The organism is Mycolicibacter heraklionensis (genome assembly GCF_001021505.1).
In the GTDB taxonomy this organism is placed as follows: Bacteria; Actinomycetota; Actinomycetes; order Mycobacteriales; family Mycobacteriaceae; genus Mycobacterium; species Mycobacterium heraklionense.
In genome coordinates this window covers 31,834-48,277 of record NZ_LDPO01000024.1, presented here as the reverse complement: position 1 = coordinate 48,277, position 16,444 = coordinate 31,834, and the positions used below count along the sequence as shown (strand labels likewise).

General features: G+C 69.6%; 15 protein-coding genes and 1 pseudogene. 13 read left to right on the top strand and 3 right to left on the bottom strand.

All coding sequences use genetic code 11. The features are described from left to right. Nucleotides 1–1,083, top strand: coding sequence for an anthranilate phosphoribosyltransferase (gene trpD / locus ABW16_RS27535; RefSeq protein ID WP_131721535.1), 1,083 nt, complete (start codon nucleotides 1–3; stop codon nucleotides 1,081–1,083). Here trpD and ABW16_RS20640 read toward each other — a convergent pair. Next, nucleotides 1,021–2,835: pseudogene (locus ABW16_RS20640) on the bottom strand (DEDD exonuclease domain-containing protein); the annotation flags it as partial. The gene trpD and the pseudogene ABW16_RS20640 sit on opposite strands and share 63 nt — an antisense overlap. A gap of 143 nt (nucleotides 2,836–2,978) precedes the next feature. Here ABW16_RS20640 and ABW16_RS20635 point away from each other — a divergent pair. The 4 genes from ABW16_RS20635 to ABW16_RS20620 all read left to right on the top strand — a co-directional run bounded on the left by ABW16_RS20635 (nucleotide 2,979) and on the right by ABW16_RS20620 (nucleotide 6,584). Beyond that, nucleotides 2,979–3,245 carry a hypothetical protein gene (locus tag ABW16_RS20635; RefSeq protein ID WP_230987524.1) on the top strand — a complete coding sequence of 89 codons (267 nt, stop codon included), beginning with the start codon at nucleotides 2,979–2,981 and terminating at the stop codon, nucleotides 3,243–3,245. Nucleotides 3,246–3,429: 184 nt separating this feature from the next. Next, nucleotides 3,430–4,566 (top strand): peptidoglycan hydrolase RipC, encoded by a 1,137-nt coding sequence (gene ripC / locus ABW16_RS20630; RefSeq protein WP_082134243.1) that lies wholly within the window; start codon nucleotides 3,430–3,432, stop codon nucleotides 4,564–4,566. Nucleotides 4,567–4,585: 19 nt separating this feature from the next. Then, complete coding sequence (locus ABW16_RS20625; RefSeq protein ID WP_082134242.1) at nucleotides 4,586–5,386, top strand: eCIS core domain-containing protein; 801 nt, start codon at nucleotides 4,586–4,588, stop codon at nucleotides 5,384–5,386. A gap of 55 nt (nucleotides 5,387–5,441) precedes the next feature. Beyond that, entirely contained in the window at nucleotides 5,442–6,584 is a 1,143-nt protein-coding gene (locus ABW16_RS20620; protein ID WP_047321057.1) for a glycosyltransferase family 4 protein, read from the top strand. A gap of 119 nt (nucleotides 6,585–6,703) precedes the next feature. On the opposite strand, the gene ABW16_RS20615 is transcribed toward ABW16_RS20620, so the two are convergent. Continuing rightward, nucleotides 6,704–8,506, bottom strand: a complete 1,803-nt coding sequence (locus tag ABW16_RS20615) for an AMP-dependent synthetase/ligase (protein WP_047321056.1) — start codon at nucleotides 8,504–8,506, stop codon at nucleotides 6,704–6,706. 180 nt (nucleotides 8,507–8,686) lie between these two features. Between ABW16_RS20615 and ABW16_RS20610 the strand changes: the two genes are divergently transcribed. From ABW16_RS20610 to ABW16_RS20590, 5 genes are all read left to right on the top strand, one after another. Further along, nucleotides 8,687–9,082 (top strand): polyketide cyclase / dehydrase and lipid transport, encoded by a 396-nt coding sequence (locus ABW16_RS20610; RefSeq protein ID WP_047321055.1) that lies wholly within the window; start codon nucleotides 8,687–8,689, stop codon nucleotides 9,080–9,082. 80 nt (nucleotides 9,083–9,162) lie between these two features. After that, entirely contained in the window at nucleotides 9,163–9,600 is a 438-nt protein-coding gene (locus ABW16_RS20605; protein ID WP_047321054.1) for an SRPBCC family protein, read from the top strand. 32 nt (nucleotides 9,601–9,632) lie between these two features. Continuing rightward, nucleotides 9,633–10,892 carry an ArsA family ATPase gene (locus tag ABW16_RS20600; protein ID WP_233424830.1) on the top strand — a complete coding sequence of 420 codons (1,260 nt, stop codon included), beginning with the start codon at nucleotides 9,633–9,635 and terminating at the stop codon, nucleotides 10,890–10,892. Continuing rightward, complete coding sequence (locus tag ABW16_RS20595) at nucleotides 10,889–11,284, top strand: hypothetical protein (RefSeq protein ID WP_047321052.1); 396 nt, start codon at nucleotides 10,889–10,891, stop codon at nucleotides 11,282–11,284. The genes ABW16_RS20600 and ABW16_RS20595 overlap by 4 nt, the downstream gene beginning before the upstream one ends. A 125-nt stretch (nucleotides 11,285–11,409) precedes the next feature. Then, entirely contained in the window at nucleotides 11,410–12,144 is a 735-nt protein-coding gene (locus ABW16_RS20590; protein WP_047321051.1) for a lysophospholipid acyltransferase family protein, read from the top strand. On the opposite strand, the gene ABW16_RS20585 is transcribed toward ABW16_RS20590, so the two are convergent. Further along, the gene (locus ABW16_RS20585) at nucleotides 12,105–13,400 is read right to left on the bottom strand and encodes a glycosyltransferase 87 family protein (protein WP_047321050.1); all 1,296 of its coding nucleotides are present in this window, start codon (nucleotides 13,398–13,400) and stop codon (nucleotides 12,105–12,107) included. The genes ABW16_RS20590 and ABW16_RS20585 overlap by 40 nt on opposite strands. A gap of 93 nt (nucleotides 13,401–13,493) precedes the next feature. Here ABW16_RS20585 and ABW16_RS20580 point away from each other — a divergent pair, with 93 nt between their 5' ends. Genes ABW16_RS20580 through ABW16_RS20570 form a run of 3 tightly spaced genes read left to right on the top strand, consistent with a single transcriptional unit; the run spans nucleotide 13,494 to nucleotide 16,412 of the window. Further along, nucleotides 13,494–14,507 (top strand): hypothetical protein, encoded by a 1,014-nt coding sequence (locus tag ABW16_RS20580; RefSeq protein ID WP_047321049.1) that lies wholly within the window; start codon nucleotides 13,494–13,496, stop codon nucleotides 14,505–14,507. Further along, nucleotides 14,504–14,992 carry a polyadenylate-specific 3'-exoribonuclease AS gene (locus tag ABW16_RS20575; RefSeq protein ID WP_047321048.1) on the top strand — a complete coding sequence of 163 codons (489 nt, stop codon included), beginning with the start codon at nucleotides 14,504–14,506 and terminating at the stop codon, nucleotides 14,990–14,992. The genes ABW16_RS20580 and ABW16_RS20575 overlap by 4 nt, the downstream gene beginning before the upstream one ends. Nucleotides 14,993–15,026: 34 nt before the next feature. After that, nucleotides 15,027–16,412 (top strand): class II 3-deoxy-7-phosphoheptulonate synthase, encoded by a 1,386-nt coding sequence (locus ABW16_RS20570; protein WP_047321047.1) that lies wholly within the window; start codon nucleotides 15,027–15,029, stop codon nucleotides 16,410–16,412. Nucleotides 16,413–16,444: the final 32 nt, after the last annotated feature.

Genomic DNA, 16,444 nt, shown 5'->3' with positions numbered 1-16,444 from the left:
GTGGTCGAGCCAGGTAGTGCGGTGCAGCCGAAAGCGCAGATAGGGCAGTGGCGGCAGGTGCTGGGCGGCCTGACGTCCGGTAGGGACCTGCCTGCGGGCCAGGCGGCCTGGGCGATGGAGCAGATCATGGCCGGTTCCGCCACGTCCGCCCAGATCGCGGCGTTCGGCGTGGCGATGCAGATGAAGGGCCCGACCGCCGCCGAGGTAGGCGAGCTGGCCGACGTCATGCTGGCCTACGGCCGCAAGGTGCCCACCGACAAGATCGGCACCGACACCGTCGATGTGGTGGGCACCGGTGGAGACGGCGCCAACACGGTGAATCTGTCCACGATGGCGGCGATCGTGGTGGCCGCCGCAGGTGTGCCGGTGGTCAAACACGGCAACCGGTCGGCGGGCTCGCTGTCCGGGGGCGCCGACACCCTGGAGGCGTTGGGGGTGCGCATCGACCTGGGGCCGGACGAGGTGGCGCGCAGTGTCGCCGAGGTCGGCATCGGGTTCTGCTTCGCTCCGCAATTCCAGCCGTCGTATCGCAACGCCTCGGTGGCCCGGCGCGAGATCGGCGTCCCCACGGTGTTCAACCTGCTGGGACCGCTGACCAACCCGGCGCGACCGCGGGCCGGGTTGATCGGGTGCGCGTTCGGGGAGTTGGCCGAGGTGATGGCCGGTGTGTTCGCGGCGCGGCGGTCCAGCGTGCTGGTGGTGCACGGTGATGACGGCCTCGACGAACTGACCACCACCACGACCAGCACCATCTGGCGGGTGCAGGCCGGCACCATCGATCGGCTGACGTTCGACCCGGCCGGTTTCGGATTCGCCCGGGCCGAGGTGGGCGAGCTGCTCGGCGGCGACGCGCAGGCCAATGCCGAGGAGGCCCGTTCGGTGCTCGCCGGAACCAAGGGCGCGGTGCGGGATGCCGTGGTGCTCAACGCCGCCGGGGCGATCGTCGCCCATACCGGGTTATCCAGCAGCGCTGAGTGGTTGCCGGCCTGGAAGGACGGGCTGGCGCGCGCTGCCGAGGCGATCGACAGCGGCGCGGCCGAACAGTTGCTGGCCCGTTGGGTCCGCTTCGGCGCCCAGCTCTGAGGCCGGCCGGGCCGAGCGGGCCAGCGCCGCCCACGACGTCCACGGCCCGGCCGAAGCCAGCGGCGAGGTCCATCCGTCGGCGCCGTCGGCGGGCGCGACCCGCACGATGCGCACCCCGGGCGTTGCCAGCCAACGGGCGATGAGCATGGTCTCCTCGACCAGAGCTCCGGCCAACGGCGCCGGCTCGGGCAGCACCGCCTCGGCCCCCAGGGTGATCGCATCGACGACGGGCATCGGCGGCACCCCGCGCGCGGCGCACCCAGCGGCGGCCAGCCGGCCGTGGCGGATCACCGCCAACTGCCACCCACCGGTGCCATCCGGCGCCGCGGCCACCAGCTCGGGCAGCGCCGCCAGGGCGCGGGCGCGCTGGCTGCGCCACAGGGCATCGATGGCTGCCGCGGTGCGGTCGCGCAGCCGTGCGGCACTTTCGTAGTGTCCGCGATCGGCCAGCGCGTGCACCTGCTGCACCGCGGCGCCCAGGGCGGAGTTGTCGGCACCGTCGAGCAGAGCGGCCGCACGTCCGACCGTTTCGGCGTACTCGTCTGCGGTGGCGTCAGCCGTCGCTGGGCAGGGACCGACTTCGACCGGCGGGCAGGAGTGCCGACCGGCGCGGCTCAATCGCCTTGTGCAGGTTCGGATTCCGGTGAACCGTGCTAGCAGGATGGCGGTTTCGGCGGCGTCGGCCCGCGATCGGAACGGGCCGACGGCCCGGTGGTGGCGGGGGGAGCGCACCACGGTCAGTCGTGGAAAAGCCTCGTCTGTCAGCGTGATCCACCACCACCGCCGGGGGAACTTCGATCGTCGGTTGTAGGGCGGAGCGTGGGCGGCCAGCAGCCGCAGTTCGCGGACTCCGGCCTCCAGCGGATGCGCGCATTCGACGTGGTCGATCCGGGTGGCCAGTGCCACCATCTCGCCGATGCGGGTGCGGCGTTCGGAGCCGTTGAAGTACTGCGCGACCCGGCGGCGCAGGTTGGTGGAGGTGCCGATGTAGAGCACTTCGTCGGACGGTCCGCGAAACAGGTAGACGCCCGGCCGGTGCGGCAGCCCGACGGCCAGGCTGCGCTTGCGGCGCTGGGCCGGTGTGGTGTGCGACAGATAGGCGCGCAGGTCGACGAAAGTGCTGACCTGCTGGTTGCCGAGCCGCTCGATCAGCGCGTGCAGGACGTCGACGGTGGCGCGGGCGTCATCGAGTGCCCGGTGGGTGGGCGTGGTGCTGACCGCGAACAGCCGGGACAACTCGGCAAGCCGGACACTGGGCGCCTCGTCGCGGCTGAGCACCCGGCGCGCCAGCCGCACCGTGCACAGCACCGGCGGCCGCGGCCAGGCCAATTCGCAGCGGCGTGCGGCGGCGGTCAGGAACCCGACGTCGAACCCGGCGTTATGGGCGACCAGCACCGACCCGCGGTCGAATCCGGCGAATTCGAGGAAGGACGGCAGCACGGCGTCGATCGTGGGCGCGTCGTAGACCATGGCGGTGGTGATTCCGGTGAGCCGGACGATCTGCGGCGGAATGCCGCGCTGCGGGTTGATCAGCGTGGCGAACTCGCCCTCCACCACCCCGCCACGCACCTTGACCGCGCCGATCTCGGTGATGGCGTCCGCGTCGTCGTCCCCGCCGGCCGAGGCCCGGCCGCCGGTGGTCTCCAGGTCCACCACCACGAACGTGGTGTCCCGCAGGGTGGCCGGGGCAGCTTCGAGTTCGGCTTCGAAATGGGCGAAGCTCAGCTGCCCGGTGTCAGAGCCGGAGGTCATGGCCGAACCGTAGGCGGGCGCACCGACACCCCCGGTTCAGCAATGCTCGCCGGAGGCGAGGTGAAGGAGCGGCCGCCGCAATGAAGCGAGAGGTTGTCGGTGCCCGGAGTTAGCGTGCCGGCAACTGATCGAGAGGAATCGTCATGGGACAGATCTCGGGACACTCGGATGACCGCGGCGCACGCCGGGTGGATGCGGATCCGATGGTGATCGACTGCGATGACTGCGCGGTGCGCGGACCGGCCTGCCGCGACTGTGTGGTCAGCGTGTTGCTGGGGGTGCCCAACGAGCTACTCGAAGACGAGCGGGCGGCGCTGGATGTGCTTGCCGAGGCCGGGATGGCGCCCCGACTGCGGCTGGTGCCGATCCGCGGTGAGCGCGGGCCGTTGCGCCGCCCGGGAGTGGCCTGACCAGGGACGGACCGCCGGCGAGCCGCCTTACGATTTTCACAATCCCGACTGTTAATGTGGGCAACTCGTGATGGACAACGGCGTTGCCATTCCGTAACCTATTCGAGACCTTACGTTTCGGCGGCGGCGCAACCCCCGTGCCTCCCTGGGCAGTGTTAAGGATGCAATCTTGGAGCTCGAACGTATGCAGTGGCGTCTGCGTGCTTTGAGGCGCCCAGCCCTCGGCGCCGCAGCCGGTTTGCTGGCCGGTATCACGACTCTGAGCAGCGTATTGGTCGGAAACGTCCACGCAGACCCCGCCGACGACGCCCTGGCGAAGCTCAGCGAACTGTCCCGGCAGGCCGAACAGACCACTGAGGCCATGCACACCGCGCAGCTCAATCTCGATGAGAAGCTCGCCGCGCAGCAGGCCGCGGACACCGCGCACGCCGCCGATCAAGCCGCCCTGGACGCGGCCCGGGACCAGCTGTCCACCTACCGAGCGGCCGTCAACCGCTTCGCCGCCACCACCTACATGGGGGGCCGGGTCGGCGGCGCGGACGCCATCCTGACCGCCGAGTCGCCGCAACAATTGATCGACAAGCTCGGCGTGCAGCGGGTGGTGGCCGGCGACCTGTCGGTGCAACTGGACCGTTTCCGTACCGCCAGCGAACAGGCCGATCAGGCCGAGCAGGCGTCCGCCAAGTCGGCTGACGACGCCCGCACGGCAGCCGAGCAGGCCGCCGCGGTGCGCGCCGAGCTGCAGGCCCGCCAAAGCCGTCTGCAACTGCAGATCTCGGTGGTGAAATCGCAGTACTACGCCCTGACGCCGCAGCAGCGCACCGCGATGGCCGCACCCGGCCCGGTGCCCGAAGCCGTACCGGGAGAGCCCGCCCCCGAGGGCGTGCCGCCGGCACCCGGATTCCCGGGATTCCCGATGCCCGGCTCCGATGCGCCGCCTCCGATGGACGGGGCATGGGGCGGGTCCGGTGGCGGAGCCGCCGCGACCGCCGTCCAGGCGGCGTTGACCCAGGTCGGCACGCCCTATGTCTGGGGCGGGGCCGCGCCGGGCGGATTCGACTGCTCCGGGCTGGTGATGTGGGCGTTCCACCAGGCCGGCATCAACTTGCCGCACTCCAGCCAGGCGCAGGCCAACGGCGGGCAGCCGGTGTCGCTGTCAGACCTGCAGCCCGGTGACGTGCTGACCTTCTATTCAGATGCGTCGCACTCGGGTATCTACGTCGGCGACGGCATGATGATCCACTCGTCCACCTTTGGTCAGCCGGTCCGGGTGGTGCCGATGAACTCCTCCGGCCCGATCCACAACGCCCGCCGTTACTGAGCGCCGGGGAATCCGCCGCCTGCTTGCGGCGCTGTTGGCTGTCGAGCTGATCAGCGGTGTTGCGCTGCTGGGCGCAGCTGCTCGCCGGCCGGCAGCTGTGCCGCTGATCGTGGGCGATGACCGCAGCGTCGTGCTGGAGAATCTCGGCGGCCAGCCCGGCGAAGAGCTGCTGTCGCGGGTGGCCGCAAATATCGGGCCCGCCGTCGACGCGGTCGAAGCGTTCTGGGGGACCGATTGGACGCACCGCATTCAGGTCACGGCCACCGGCTCGGATCGGCAGTTCGCCGAGCTTGCCGGTCACGACAGCGCTGATGTTGCGCAGTGGGCCGATGTCGCCGCGGTCGCGGTCGCCGACCGGGTGGACCCGGAGCGTCGGGCAGCAGTTGGTCAACGAATAGTCTTCGCGCCCGGTGCGAATGCGATGAGCACACCGGCGCTGCGAATCGTGTTGACCCACGAGCTTTTTCACTACGCGGCCCGGACCGATACCGCGCTCGATGCGCCGCGCTGGCTCACCGAGGGCGTAGCCGATTTCGTCGCGCGGCCCACCGGGGATCGGGCGATCGGGCCGGCGGGGCCGGTGCTCGCGTTGCCCTCGGATGCCGACCTGGATGCGCCCGGACCGCGTCGGGTGCAGGCCTATGACCGGGCGTGGGAGTTCGCTCGTTTTGTGGCCGACCGCTTCGGGACGGCCAAGCTGCGCGAGCTCTACCTGACCGCCTGCGGTCCCGGGCATGTGCCGCCGGCGGTGGCGGTGCCGCTGGTGCTCGGCGTGGATCTGCCCGAGTTGCTTGCCGGGTGGCAGCGGTGGCGGGGTTGAGCGCCACCCCCGGGCCGCGGGCGGCCCGCATCGTCAGCCCGCTAGCATCCCTGCAGTGAGCCGGGTCCTGCTGGTAACCAACGATTTTCCGCCGCGCCCCGGCGGCATCCAGTGCTACCTGGAAGAGCTGGTGCGCCGCATCGCCGGTGACGCTCGTCACGATGTGACGGTCTACGCGCCCCAGTGGAAGGGCGCGGACACCTTCGACGCGGCCGCCCAGTCCGCCGGGTATCAGGTGGTGCGCCATCCCGGCACGCTGATGTTGCCGGGCCCGGCCGTCGACTCCCGGATGCGCCGGCTCATCGGCGACCTGGGCGCCCAGACCGTCTGGTTCGGTGCGGCCGCCCCGCTGGCGTTGCTGGCGAACCGGGCGCGCGCCGCCGGCGCCACCCGGGTGGTGGCCAGCACACACGGTCACGAGGTCGGCTGGTCGATGCTGCCGGGGGCCCGCTCGGTGCTGCGCCGGATCGGTGAGTCCTGCGACACCGTCACTTTCGTCAGCCACTACACCCGCGGGCGCTTCGCCTCGGCGTTCGGCCCCGACGCCGCGCTGGAGCATCTGCCGCCCGGAGTGGACACCGACCGGTTCCGTCCCGACCCCGCTGCCCGCGCCGAACTACGGGCCCGGCATGGGCTGGGGGAGCGTCCCACCGTGGTCTGCGTATCGCGACTGGTACCCCGCAAGGGCCAGGACATGCTGATCAGGGCCCTGCCGGCGATTCGGCAACGCGTCGACGGCGCGGCGCTGGTGATCGTCGGCGGCGGACCCTACGCCGAGACGCTGCACAAGCTGGCCGGCGAGTGCGGGGTTGCCGATGCGGTGACCTTCACCGGCGGTGTTCCGGCGGCCGAGCTGCCGGCCTACTACTTACTCGGCGACGTGTTCGCGATGCCGTGCCGCACCCGCGGTGCCGGGCTTGACGTGGAGGGTCTGGGCATCGTGTTCCTGGAGGCGTCGGCGGCCGGCGTCCCGGTGGTCGCCGGCAACTCGGGTGGCGCCCCCGAAACCGTCCTGCACAACCGGACCGGTCTGGTGGTCGACGGCCGGGCCGTAGCTCAGATCGGTGATGCCGTCGCCGGATTGCTCGCCGACCCCGACCGGGCCGCTGCGATGGGTGCCGCCGGTCGCGAATGGGTGACGGGGCACTGGCGCTGGGACACCCTGGCCGGGCGGATGGCCGACCTGCTGCAAGCCTGAAGCTGGTTCATGCGGCGGTTCCAGCTTCGGCTCTCCTTCGTCGAGCCTCGCTGAACCGCCGGGTTCATGCGGCGGTCCCAGCTTCGGCTCTCCTTCGTCGAGCCTCGCTGAACCGCCGGTCAGCCCTTGGCGTAGATCGCCTCGATCGCGTCGGCGAACTTCTCCGCGACCACGTTGCGCTTCACCTTCATCGTGGGCGTCAGCTCGCCGGTGGCCTCGGTGAAGTCGACCGGCAGGATCTGGAACTTTCGGATCGACTCGGCGTGCGAGACCGCCAGATTGGCCTGCTTGACGGCCGCGTCCACCTCGGCGATCAGGTCGGGGTCGGTCGTCAAGTCGGCCACCGTGGCGGTGTCGGCCTTGCTGTTGCGCTGCTTCCAGCCCTCGATGGCCTCCGGGTCGATGGTGATCAGCGCGCCGATGAACGGCTTGGCGTCACCGACGACCATCGCCTGGCTGATCAGCGGGTGCGCGCGCAGCTGGTCCTCGAGCACCGCGGGGGCGACGTTCTTGCCGCCGGCGGTGACGATGATCTCCTTCTTACGGCCGGTGATCTTCAGGTAACCGTCGGCGTCGATGTGGGCCAGGTCGCCGGTCCGGAACCAGCCGTCGGTGAACGCATCGGCGGTGGCCTGCTCGTTGCGCCAGTAGCCGTTGAACACCACGCCGCCGCGCACCAGCAACTCGCCGTCTTCGGCGACGCGCATGCTGTTGCCGGGCACCAGCTTTCCGACGGTCCCCACCTTCATGCCACTGACCGGGTTGACGGTGATGGCGGCGGTGGTCTCGGTCAGCCCGTAGCCCTCGTAGATGGACAGGCCGACACCACGGTAGAAGTGGCCCAGCCGTTCGCCCAGCGGCGCACCACCGGAGACCGAGGCGCGGCAGTTGCCGCCCAGCGCCGTACGCAACTTGTGATAGACGAGCTTGTCGAACAGGGCGTGCTTGGCGCGCAGCAACAGGCCCGGCCCGCCGTGATCGATGGCCTCGCTCCAGTCCACCGCGGTCTGGGCCGCGATCTCGAAGATGCGGCCCTTGCCGTCGTTGGCGGCGTTCTGGGCGGCGGTGTTGTACACCTTCTCGAACACCCGCGGTACCGAGACCACCACCGTTGGCTTGAACACCGAGAACATCGGCACCAGGTTCTTGATGTCACTGGTGAACCCGACCGTCACCTTGTTGGCGAAGGCCGCGATGCTCAGTGCGCGGGCCAGGACGTGCGCCAGCGGCAGGAAGACCAGCAGGCGCTGGCCGGGAGCCAGCAGGGTCGGCAGCGCAGCCTGCGTGCCGCGCAGCTCGTGGAGGATGTTGGAGTGGGTGAGCTGGCAGCCCTTGGGCCGCCCGGTGGTGCCCGAGGTGTAGATCAGCGTCGCCGCGTCGGTGGCCCGCAGCGCGTCGATCCGCGCGGTGAGCTGTACCGGGTCTTGGCCGGTGGCGGCCTCGCTGAGCTCGTCGAGGGCCTGGGGGCCCGAGCCGTCGATGGTCAGCACCCGCCGCAGCGCGGGCAGGTCGCCGGCGAGTTCGTTGACGATCTTGGCGTGGGCGTCGGTTTCGGCGAACGCCACCACCGCGCTGGAGTCCTGCATCACCCACCGGACCTGCTCGGCCGACGACGTTTCGTAGATCGGTACGGTCACCGCGCCGATGGACAGGATCGCGTAGTCCAGGATGGCCCACTCGTAGCGTGTCGCCGAGAAGATGACCAGCCGGTCGCCGGCCGCCACGCCCTGGCTGATCAGGCCCAGCGCGGCCGAACGGATCTGCGCGGCGGCGGTGGCACAGGTGACATCCGTCCAGACCCCGTCGACGAGACGCTGGTAGATGACGAAGTCGGGACTGTTGCGCTCGTGCTCGAAGACGACCGCGGCGACGTTGTCGTGCTCCTCGACGGTGAACGGCGCGGGAACACTGAACTCACGCATTGCGATGACCTCTCTTGCCAACCTGGGTGTCGATCCGCTCAGCCTAGTCGCCGCCTGATGATGAGCGTGACGGTGTTCACGTTGCGGTTCACCCACCGGGAGAGATTGAGCCCCGGCAGCGGCCCGCAGCAGTGATAGCGGAGGTTTGTTCAGCAAACGTATTCGATACGCTTGCGGGCCATGAACAGTATCCAGGTTGCCGACGAGACGTTCGTCGCCGCTTCCGGCGAACAGGTCGGCGCGGCAGTCGGCGACCCGTCGAGTTGGCAGCGGTGGTGGCCCGACCTGCAGCTGCAGGTGGTCGAGGATCGCGCCGACAAGGGCATTCGGTGGACGGTGAGCGGGCCGCTGACCGGCACTATGGAGATCTGGCTGGAGCCGATGCTCGACGGCGTACTGCTGCACTACTTCCTGCATGCCGAACCCACCGGTGTGACCGGCCGGCAGCTGGCCCGGCTGAACCTGGCGAAGCTGAACCACCGCCGCCGGGTGGCCGGCAAGCGGATGGCCTTCGAAGTCAAGGACCGCCTTGAGCGTTCCCGGCCGGTGGGGGTCCCTCCGATCGCCGTCAGTTGACCCGGCTTCGCCGGGGCCGGCGAGGTACCGTCTCTGCCGAGGGCCGGCGGCAGGCGCGAGCGAGTTAGGGAAGTAAGTACGTGGCGGATAAGACAGCTCAGACGATCTACATCGCGGCGGATCCGGACACGGTGATGAAGGTGATCGCCGACATCGGCGCTTACCCCGACTGGGTCTCGGAGTACACCGAGGCCGAAGTACTCGAAACCGATGCCGACGGTTACCCGAAGGTGGCGCGGCTGGTGCTCGACGCAGCCGTGATCAAGGACACCATGGTGCTGGACTACGACTGGTCGGCGGACCGTCGATCGGTGCGCTGGTCCTTGGCGTCGAGTTCGCTCCTGAAAGCCCTCAACGGCGAATATCGCCTGACGCCCAAGGGATCCGGAACCGAGGTTCTATACGAGTTGTCGGTGGATCTGATGATTCCGATGATCGGCCTGCTCAAGCGCAAAGCGGAGCGGCGGCTGACCGACACCGCACTGAAGGACCTGAAGAAGCGAGCAGAGGCTGAGTGAGGCCGCCTGAGGCAGGAACGGCCGCGCTCCCGGTGGCTGCGATCAGTCTGTTCGTCGGCAAGGGCGGCGTAGGCAAGTCCACGTGTGCGGCGGCGACCGCTGTCTCGTTGGCATGCGCTGGAGACCGGGTGCTGCTGATCTCCACCGACCAGGCCCATTCGGTCGGGGACGTGCTCGGCCTGCCGGTGCCCCCCAGCGGTGACCGGGACCCCATCCCGGTGGCCGTCGATGACGCCGGAGCCGGCGGTGGGCGCTTGGACGTCCTGGCGCTGGACACGCTGGCTCTGCTTGAGCGGCACTGGGCCGGCGTGGTCGACGTCTTGGCCGCACGGTTCCCGGAGTCGGATCTGGGCAGCGTTGCGCCCGAAGAACTTTCGGCGCTTCCCGGTGTCCAGGAGGTGCTGGGCCTGCACGAGGTCGGCGAACTCGCAGACAGTGGGCAATGGGACCGGGTCGTCGTCGACTGCGCGTCGACCGCCGATGCGATGCGGATGCTGACCCTGCCGGCGACCGTGGCGCTCTACGCCGAGCGGTCCTGGCCGCGGCACCGTCGGCTCAGCGGAACCGAGGACCCCCGGTCGACCGCCCTGGTCGAGCTGATCGAGCGGATCAGCCGCGCCGCCGAGCGGCTTGCCGAGCGGCTGACCGATGAGACGACGGTCGCGGCGCACCTGGTGCTGACCGCCGAGCGCGTGGTGGCCGCCGAAGCCATCCGGACCCTGGGGGCGCTGTCGCTGACGGGTGTTCGGGTCGCAGAGCTGATCGTCAATCAGATTTTGTTGCAGGACGATTCGTACGTCTACACCAACCTGCCGGCCCACCCCGCGTTCGACTGGTACGCCGAGCGGATCGGTGAACAGAGCAGTGTCCTCGAAGAGGTCGACCGCGCCATCGGCGATGTGGCGATGGTGCTGGTCCCGCACCTGGCGGGTGAGCCGATCGGCCCCAAGGCGCTGGGTGATCTGCTCGCGAACAGCCGCCGCCGCGACGGGTCGGCGCCACCGGGTCCGGTGCGGCCGGTGGTCGACCGGGAGTCCGGTTCCGGGCTGGGGGCGGTGTATCGACTGCGGCTAGAGTTACCCCAGGTCGATTCCGGTGCGCTGAGCCTGGGGCGATCCGGAGACGATCTGATCATCGGTGCAGGTGGCACCCGACGTCGGGTTCGGTTGGCGTCGGTGCTGCGGCGGTGCACGGTCGTGGACGCAACGCTGCGTGGCAGCGAACTGACGGTGCGCTTCCGGCCGGATCCGGACGTGTGGCCGGTGACTGGCGATGAGGAGGTGCGACGTTGAACGCTGGCGCGCACCCGGATCTGGGTGAACTCGGGCCCGAGCTGCGCAAGCTCGCCCAGGCGATCCTGGATCGACTCGACCCGGCGGTGCGTGCCGCGGCGCTGCTGGTGGCCGCCGGTGACGGCCCGGGCAAATGCCAACAGGTGTGGTGCCCGGTGTGCGCCCTGGCAGCGCTGGTAACCGGGGAAGAACATCCGCTGCTCACCATCGTCGCCGAGCACAGCGTCGCGCTGTATGAGGTGATCCGCGCGGTGGTGGGGGAGGCCGACCCGACGGGCGGGGCGCCACGCCCGCCCGACCCCGGCCCGCCCGGCGGAGACGGTGGTGGCGGGCAGCCGCCGGCCCGGCCCAGCTATGAACCCATTCCGGTCACCATCGAAACCGAAACCTGAAAGACCGAAAGCTGAGGAATTCCACGGAATTCGCGCTGTGACGAATCACCGTGTGGCCCTAGCCACGCCCGGTCGGTAAAGTTGGCGCGAACACGGCCGCCGAGTCGGGGTAGGAGGGAGGGGCCATGTGGTACTGGTTGGTCAAGTACGTCTTCTTCGGGCCTCTGCTGGCTCTGATCGGGCGGCCGAAAGTCGAGGGCCTGGAGAACATCCCTGACGAGGGTGCGGCCATCCTGGCCAGCAATCACCTGGCCGTCATGGACAGCTTCTATCTGCCACTGGTGGTGCGCCGGCGGATCACCTTCCTGGCCAAGTCGGAATACTTCACCGGCACCGGGATCAAGGGCTGGCTGACTCGCGCGTTCTACACCGCAGTCGGGCAGGTTCCCATCGACCGCAACGACTCTGACGCCGCGCAGGCCGCGCTGACCACCGCCCAGCGGATCCTGGCGCAGGGCAAGCTGCTCGGTATCTATCCCGAGGGCACCCGCTCGCCCGACGGCCGGCTGTACAAGGGCAAGACCGGACTGGCCCGGCTCGCGCTGCACACCGGCGTCCCGGTGATCCCGGTCGTGATGGTCGGTACCAACGTCGTCAACCCGCCCGGCACCAAAATGCTGCGCTTCGGCCGGGTCACGGTCCGCTTCGGCGAGCCGATGGACTTCTCCCGTTTCGAGGGGATGGCCGACAACCGCTTCATCGAACGTGCTGTCACCGACGAGGTGATCTACGAGCTGATGCGGCTGTCCGGCCAGGAATACGTCGACATCTACGCCGCCAGCGTCAAAAACGGTGTCCCGCAACAGGACGGGGCAACGGGTCAGCCGGTTGCCCGGTTTCCGGAGACCGCGGCGGGCTGATCCGGACTCGTCCGGGGGCCGGGCCGCAGCGTCGCGCCGGCCGTGACGATCATCGCCAGCGCCCACCACACGTAGGACGTCCCGGCCAGTTGGCGCCACCACGCCGCGCCGGCCTCGTGATGTTCGGGCAGCAACTCGATCGGACTGCGCATCATCAGCGCCACCCCCGCCACACTGAGCACGCCCAGCCCGACCGCTCGATGCCGGTAGGCCACCACCGCCGTCACCACCACGGCCGGCAGCATCCACACCCAATGGTGCGACCACGACACCGGTGAGACCACCAACCCGAACAGTGCCACGCAGACCAGCGCCAAGATCGGCTCACCGGCGGCGATCACCTGCCGGGCCGCCCACCACATCGCCGCGAGCACCAGCAGGCAACCCGCCAGCCACAGCACGGAGCGCACGTGGTCGTCCAGCGGCAGCCGAGCCAGCGCGCCGGCCAGGTTCTGGTTGGTGTTCAGGCTCGCCCCACCGATGCGGTCGGTGTCGCGGACGGTGTGCGTCCAGTACTGCCAGGAGTCGCTCCAGGCCATCGCGAACCCCACCAAGGTCGCCGCCAGGAACGACACCACGGTGGTCATCGCGGCGCGCCTGTCGCGGCGTAACAGGAAGTAGAGCAGGAACACCGCCGGGGTCAGCTTCAGCGCCACCGCGACACCCAGCAGCGCGCCGCGCGGCCAGTAGGTGCGCCGTGGCACACAGTCGGCGATCACCAGCGTCATCAACACCGCATTGACCTGGCCGAAGTCGAAGTTGGCCCAGATCGGTTCGGCGTCCAACCAGATGGACGCCGCCACGATCGCTGCGGCCACCACACCGCGGTGCCACCAGTCCGGCCCGCTGCCGGGCCGCGCGTCGAAGCGGACCCCCAGGCCGGTGAGCACGATGGTGATCGAGACCACCAGAAGCAGCGTCGAGAGGATGGTCAGCGCGGCGGTCGCGGTGCCCAGCGACACCCAGGTAAGGGGGGCGAACAACACCGCGGCGATCGGGGGATAGGTGAACGGCAGCACCGTCCCGTCGATCTGGGTTTGGAACCAGTCCTCGCCGTAGAGCGGTCGGCCCGCACGCCAGGCCTGTGCCGCCATCCGGTAGACGTCGACGTCGATGTGGTACGGCGTGCTGCCCAGCGCCCGCCACGTCGTGTAGCCCAGAGCCGCAACCGTCAGCAGCGTGAAGATCCACCAAACGGCCCAACCGCTGATGCCCCCGTGCCGACGGCCCGGGTCGGGCGGCCGCGATGTAGTCATGTCGCAGCACAGCCTATCGGGTAGCGACGTTATACCGAGGCACGCCTGTGGCGATCCGGGCGTGGTGTGCCGCGAGGGCGTACGTTGCATTAGGTGCTGGAATGGTTCCGCGACGACATCATCGGCCGTGGCAGACTGCCATTGCTGTGCTGTCTGCTGGCCTTCCTGGTGACGTTTCTGGTGACCCGCTCGGTGGTGCGCTACATCCGCAGCCAAGCCGACAACCCCCGTCCGCCCCGCTGGTGGCAGCCACGCAATCTGCACTTCGGGTCCAAGCACATCCACCACGTGGTCTTCGGGGTGGTGTTGGTGATGGTCGCCGGGGTGACCCTGGTGGCCGCCGGGCCGAACGCGCACGAGCCGGCGTTCAGCCTGGCCGCGATAGCGTTCGGGATCGGAGCGGCGCTGGTGCTCGACGAGTACGCGCTGATCCTGCATTTGTCCGACGTGTACTGGGAGGAGGACGGCCGTGCCTCGGTGGACGCCGTGTTCGCCGCCGCCGCGGTCACCGGCCTCTTGGTGCTGGGCTTTCATCCGCTGACATTTGTGCTGTCGACGTGGCACGACACCTCGTCGCCGCTGATCCACGCGGGTGTGATCGCCAGCCTGGTGATGGCGTTGCCGCTGGGCGTGATGGTGTTGTTGAAAGGCAAGGTGTGGACCGGATTGATCGGGATGTTCTTCTTTCCGCTGCTGGTGGTGGGCGCGGTGCGGTTGTCGCGGCCGCACGCGCCCTGGGCCCGCTGGCGCTACCTGACTCGTCGGGACCGGATGCACCGTGCGCTGGAGCGCGAGCGCCGGCTGCGCCGCCCGGCGATTGCGGCCAAGCTCTGGTTGCAGGACGCGATCGCGGGCCGGCCCCAGGTGCCCGATGAGCGCGCCGTCGACGCCGAGCTCGACCGTGAGGTGCGGGCCGCGTCGGCGCCGACGGTGCAGTTCATGGCTCCCCGGCAGCAGGTTCCCATCGGCAGGCCTCCCGTCCGGCGGGGGCCCGCCGCCGGAGCGCCGGGCCGGCCGGGCCCCAACCGGGCGGTGTCGGAGGCATCTGCGCCCACCATGCCGGTCGCGATTCCGCGGATCCATCGGCCGGGCGGGCCGTGGCAGTGAGGTACTTCTACGACACCGAGTTCATCGAGGACGGCCGCACCATCGAGCTGATCTCGATCGGTGTGGTCGCCGAGGACGGGCGCGAATACTATGCGGTCTCCACCGAGTTCGACCCGGATCGGGCGGGGCCGTGGGTGCGCACCCATGTACTGCCGAAGCTGCCGTCGCCGGCGTCACAGGCCTGGCGGTCGCGCAGCCGGATCCGCGCGGATCTGGAGGAGTTCTTCGGCGTCGAGCGCGGCGAGCCGATCGAGTTGTGGGCCTGGGTCGGCGCCTACGACCACGTGGTGCTCTGCCAGTTGTGGGGCACCATGCCGGATCTGCCGGCGCCGATCCCACGTTTTACCCGTGAGCTCAAGCAACTGTGGGAGGACCGGGACCAGCCGCGGCTGCCACCTCGGTCGACGGGCAGTCACGATGCGCTGGTGGACGCCCGCGACCAGCTGCGCCGTTTCCAGGTCATCACCGGCAGCGAACTGGCCTGATCAGGGCGGGTCGGCACCCGGCTACCATGGTCGGGTGAACTGGACCGTTGACGTACCCATCGACCAGCTGCCGGCGTTGCCGCCGCTGCCCGCGGATCTGCGCGAGCGCCTCGACGCCGCGCTGGCCCGGCCGGCCGTCCAGCAACCGAGCTGGCCCGCCGACCAGGCCAAGGCCATGCGTACCGTGCTGGAGAGCGTCCCGCCGATCACAGTGGCGTCCGAGATCGAGCGCCTCAAGGCGCAGCTGGCCCAGGTAGCTCGCGGGGAGGCATTCCTGCTGCAGGGCGGCGACTGCGCCGAGACCTTCACCGACAACACCGAGCCGCACATCAAGGGCAACATCCGCACTCTGCTGCAGATGGCCGTGGTGCTGACCTACGGCGCCAGCATGCCGGTGGTCAAGATGGCCCGCATCGCCGGTCAATACGCCAAGCCGCGCTCGGCCGACATCGACGCGCTGGGGCTGAAGTCTTACCGCGGAGACATGATCAACGGCCTGGCTCCCGATGCCGCGGTGCGCGAACACGACCCGTCGCGGCTGGTGCGGGCCTACGCCAACGCCAGCGCCGCGATGAACCTGGTGCGGGCGCTGACGTCGTCGGGCCTGGCGTCGCTGGAACTGGTGCACGACTGGAACCGGGAATTCGTCCGCACCTCGCCGGCGGGTGCCCGCTACGAGGCCCTGGCCGGTGAGATCGACCGTGGCCTGAAGTTCATGAGCGCGTGCGGGGTCGCCGACCGGGAGTTGCAGACCGCCGAGATCTACGCCAGCCACGAAGCTTTGGTGCTCGACTACGAGCGGGCCATGCTGCGGATGGCTGACGTCGCAGGCACACCGCAGCTCTACGACCTGTCGGCGCACTACGTGTGGATCGGCGAGCGGACCCGCCAGCTCGATCACGCCCACATCGCGCTCGCCGAGGTGATCGCCAACCCGATCGGGGTCAAACTCGGTCCTACCACCACACCGGACCAGGCAGTCGAGTACGTGGAACGTCTTGACCCGCACAATGTCCCGGGGCGACTCACCCTGATCAGTCGGATGGGGAACAGCAAGGTGCGCGACCTGCTGCCGGGGATCATCGAGAAGGTGCAGGCCACCGGACACCAGGTGATCTGGCAGTGCGACCCGATGCACGGCAACACTCACGAGGCCTCCACCGGCCACAAGACCCGGCACTTCGATCGGATCGTCGACGAGGTACAGGGGTTCTTCGAGGTGCATCACGCGCTGGGCACTCACCCCGGCGGCATCCACCTGGAGTTCACCGGGGAGGACGTCACCGAGTGTCTCGGTGGCGCCCAAGACATTTCGGACGCGGACCTGGGCGGCCGCTACGAGACGGCGTGCGACCCGCGGCTCAACACCCAGCAGAGCCTGGAGTTGGCCTTCCTGGTCGCCGAGATGCTACGCGGCTGACGTCCCCCCGGGGCGCGAGGGTGCGTGTTTGC

What these genes read in the sequence shown, in the direction of transcription:
- ripC (WP_082134243.1), top strand. Translation starts at nt 3,430, where the DNA reads ATGCAGTGGCGTCTGCGTGCTTTGAGGCGCCCAGCCCTCGGCGCCGCA.
- ABW16_RS20590 (WP_047321051.1), top strand. Translation starts at nt 11,410, where the DNA reads ATGTGGTACTGGTTGGTCAAGTACGTCTTCTTCGGGCCTCTGCTGGCT.
- ABW16_RS20635 (WP_230987524.1), top strand. Translation starts at nt 2,979, where the DNA reads ATGGGACAGATCTCGGGACACTCGGATGACCGCGGCGCACGCCGGGTG.
- ABW16_RS20615 (WP_047321056.1), bottom strand. Translation starts at nt 8,506, where the DNA reads ATGCGTGAGTTCAGTGTTCCCGCGCCGTTCACCGTCGAGGAGCACGAC.
- ABW16_RS20610 (WP_047321055.1), top strand. Translation starts at nt 8,687, where the DNA reads ATGAACAGTATCCAGGTTGCCGACGAGACGTTCGTCGCCGCTTCCGGC.
- ABW16_RS20585 (WP_047321050.1), bottom strand. Translation starts at nt 13,400, where the DNA reads ATGACTACATCGCGGCCGCCCGACCCGGGCCGTCGGCACGGGGGCATC.